Origin of the sequence: Sulfurihydrogenibium yellowstonense SS-5, assembly GCF_000173615.1 — a bacterium.
Classification (GTDB): Bacteria; Aquificota; Aquificia; order Aquificales; family Hydrogenothermaceae; genus Sulfurihydrogenibium; species Sulfurihydrogenibium yellowstonense.
This window is the reverse complement of record NZ_ABZS01000171.1, coordinates 1-3,630: the sequence shown is the minus strand read 5'-3', so window position 1 is coordinate 3,630 and position 3,630 is coordinate 1. Positions and strand designations below refer to the sequence as shown.

The 3,630-nt window shown below is 34.2% G+C and carries 3 protein-coding genes; all 3 read right to left on the bottom strand.

Annotation, left to right across the window (positions count from 1 at the left end):
* Window positions 1–124: 124 nt before the first annotated feature.
* The gene (locus SULYE_RS06935; protein ID WP_007547892.1) at window positions 125–673 is read right to left on the bottom strand and encodes a 5-formyltetrahydrofolate cyclo-ligase; all 549 of its coding nucleotides are present in this window, start codon (window positions 671–673) and stop codon (window positions 125–127) included.
* A 287-nt stretch (window positions 674–960) separates the two neighbouring features.
* Window positions 961–3,372: a phenylalanine--tRNA ligase subunit beta gene (gene pheT / locus SULYE_RS06930; RefSeq protein ID WP_007547891.1), complete on the bottom strand. Its 2,412-nt coding sequence runs from the start codon at window positions 3,370–3,372 to the stop codon at window positions 961–963.
* Window positions 3,369–3,630: tRNA ligase subunit PheS family protein (locus tag SULYE_RS06925; protein ID WP_007547890.1), on the bottom strand; the 262-nt coding region annotated here is incomplete at its 5' end. The genes pheT and SULYE_RS06925, both read right to left, overlap by 4 nt.

The following is a 3,630-nucleotide window of genomic DNA, read 5'->3' as shown; positions in this document are numbered from 1 at the left end:
ATACTTTTTTATACTCTTCTTCTTTTTCTTTTAGTTTTTTCTCGATTGGTTATTTTGCTTGCATAAAATCCGGCTCCGCCTGCCAAAATTGCAGAAGATAAACCAACTAATATTTCTGTCATTTTTAATCCTCCTTTTTTGTTTTGTAAATTTGTGTGGGTGTAATAATATAGTCCATTTTGACATCATGAGGGTCATGTGGAATTTTGTCTAAAATTTGAAAATCAAATGCCAAACCAACTTTAATAACCGGTTCAATTTTTGACAAAAATCTGTCATAATAACCTTTTCCGTAGCCTAATCTGTACCCATGTATATCAAAGGCTACAGCCGGAACGACCACTACGTCAATTTTTCCTTCATAAACATTCCCTCTTGGCTCTTTTATTCCGCCGTAACCAATATACAAATTTTCTAAATCATGAATTTGAATAGGTAGAATATCGGGTCCTTTAACTTTTGGAAGTAGTACGATTTTAGAAAGATTTAATAGATGGTTGATTATAGGTTTTGTGTCAACTTCTTTTCTGTGGGAATAGTAGAGCATAAATACATTATAGTCAAAAAGCCACGATAAGGTTAGAAGGTTTTTTAGTACTTTAAGAGAATCCTCTTCCCAATCTGAATAAATTTCTCTCTTTGTAAGTATCTTTTTTCTTATTTCTTCTTTCAATGCGACCTCCCAATTTCTTGGAAGGTCAGGGCTGAAAAAGGCCCCCACAGAAGCCGACGGGATGGTTAGCCATGCTCTGAGCACAGCCCCAATAAGTGGGTGGTCGCACTGTAAGACCTTCGAGCTTCGTAGAGAAGCTACCCGGTCTTTACAGAATATAGACCTCCCTTTTCTTTGTCTATAGCCCAGAAAAATCTACACCATCCCTATCGCACCCCGCAGGTAAGCCTTATGTAATTTATATAAAATTAAATTTATCTTCAAATCTTTCAGCTCCTGATTCCTTCCTAAGTTCTTAAACTAATATCAGGATAATTTAATTTAAGTTTATTTAAAATTTCTTCAACTATGATATTGACCTCTTCGTCAGACAAGCTTTTCTCCGGATTGAAAAACTCAACGTTAAAGGCAACACTTTTTTTATTTTCAGACAAGAAATACACATCAAAAAGTTTAACTTCTTTAACATATTTAGAAGCTTTTAATATATCTTCTTTAAATTTACCAACCTTTACACTTTCCTCAATTACAAAGGCAAGGTCTCTGTAAGCTGATGGGAATTTTGGCAGTTCTTGGAATACTACCGGCTCTTTTTTAAGATAATACGTGTAAAGATATCCATCCAGCAAGTTTTCCTTTTCAATCTCTCTTGGAACATATCTTAATTTTAACTCTGCTACGTAAGTATCTTTTGGTATTTCAAGCTTATGTGCTATCTCAGGATGGATTTTTCCAATAAATCCTATATCATAGCCATTTACCTGTATGTTTGCAGATTCGTATGGATGTAAGAATACTTCTATGTTTTCATCTATGAACTGATAGTTTTTGATTCCAAGCTTATTAAGCAGATTTTCTACTACACCTTTTAGCTTTAAAAAGTTCCAACTGTGAGTTGTGCTAAGTTTTCTTTCTTTTTCTGTGTAGTTAAACCCATCAACAAGCTTTCCAACTGCTAAACATCCTACTCTTATCTCTTCAAAATCCTTAAAGAATGTAGATGAAAGCTCAAAAATAGATAAGTTTTTTCTTCCAAATCTTAAGTTTTCTTTTAGGTTTTCAAGCAGGCTAACCACAATCCTATCTCTTAAAATGCTGTGGGATTTTAAGATATAGTTAGTTATTTTAATCTCAGGAATAGGAAGTTTTAATGCATTGTAGATTTCTTCTGATGTGAAAGTGTAGTTTAAAACTTCTGTAAATCCATTATCTAAAAAGTAAGTTCTTACCTTGTTATCAAAGTCATAATATAAAGATTTTTCATACGCTTCAACCGGAACTCTTGGATAAGTTGGTGTAAAGTTGTCATAACCATAAATTCTTGCTACTTCTTCAACTAAATCAATCGGTCTTTCTAAGTCATAAGCTCTAAAGGGTGGAATTTCAGCATTGATTTGATTTTCTTGAATTTGTGTAGGTATTTCTAATCTTTCTAAAATAGATTTAATCTCTGACGCATCGATTTTTTCACCAAGAATTTTTCCTACAAGCTCTGGCTTTAATACTACCGTTTTTGGTGTGTAAGGTTTAACGTAGACATCTTTATAAGCTTCAACTTCTCCACCGGCTAAATTTAAAATCAAGTAGGTTGCAAAGTTTGATGCTTTTGATGTATGCTCTACATCTACACCTCTTTCAAATCTGTAAGAAGAATCTGTTAAAATTCCAAGTCTTTTTGATGTTTTTCTAACGCTTGCCGGGTCAAAAACTGCTGCCTCAAGCAAGATGTTTTTAGTATTTTCATCAATCTTGGAGTTTTCTCCACCAATAACGCCGGCTATAGCTAAGGCTTTTTTACCGTCAGCTATTACTACATCGGTAGGTTTTAACTCTTTTTCTTGACCGTCCAAGGTGATTATTTTTTCACCCTCTTTCGCATATCTAACTGTTATACCACCTTCAAGCTTATCAAGGTCAAAAGCATGAAGCGGCTGCCCTTCTTGAAGTAATACATAGTTAGTAATATCAACGATGTTGTTTATTACAGATATACCGGATTTAATAAGTTTTAATCTAATATCAAGGGGTGAGTTTTTAATTTTTACATTTTTTATGGTTGTTCCAATGTACCTATAAACTTTGTCTGTTTCAATATTAATAGGTATTTCTTTGTCTGTTAAAACAGGTTTTGGCTGAATCTCTTTTCTTTTTAGATTAAAAATAGCTCCGATCTCTCTTGCAAGCCCTCTAACACTTAACGCATCACCTCTGTTTGGCGTAATTTCTATCTCTAAGATATAGTCTTCTCCAAGACCAAGAATCTTATTTGGGTCTGCTCCTACAGGTGTGTTTTCGTCTAATATAAAAATACCTTCCGATTTCTCTTCTACTTCAAGCTCTTCCAATGATAGAAGCATTCCTTCTGAAGTATAAGAACCAAAAGATACTAGCTTTATTTCTCTTCCTTTTATTACAGCTCCAACCTTTGCAAGAATTACAACATCATTTTCTTTTACATTGTCAGCACCAGTTATGATTTGATATTCTCTACTGCCATCGCTAACTTTGCAGATATAAAGCTTATCTTTTTCTGGATGTTTTATTACTGATAAAACTTTTACAGTTGTTAGATTTGGAATATACTGCCCAAATTTATAAAAAGTTGTTTCAATGCCTGTAGTGTTTAGCTTTGCTACTACATCTGAGACCGGAATGTCTATATCTATAAACTCTTTTATCCACGAGTAAGGGACTTTCATTCTATACCTCTAAACTGAAGGTTGAATCTTAGGTCGTTTGCAAATAGGAGTCTGATGTCTGTTATTTGATATCTAAGCATTGCTATTCTTTCTATTCCAAGCCCAAAAGCAAAGCCGGTATATTCCTCTGGGTCTATGCCGACAGCTTTAAACACGTTTGGGTCAACCATTCCACAACCAAGAATTTCAAGCCATCCTGTATTTTTGCAAACCCTACATCCTTTACCCTTGCAAACAGTGCAACCTACATCAACCTCA

Excerpts from the sequence above, each read along its gene's own strand:
- pheT (WP_007547891.1), bottom strand. The coding sequence starts at position 3,372 with ATGAAAGTCCCTTACTCGTGGATAAAAGAGTTTATAGATATAGACATT.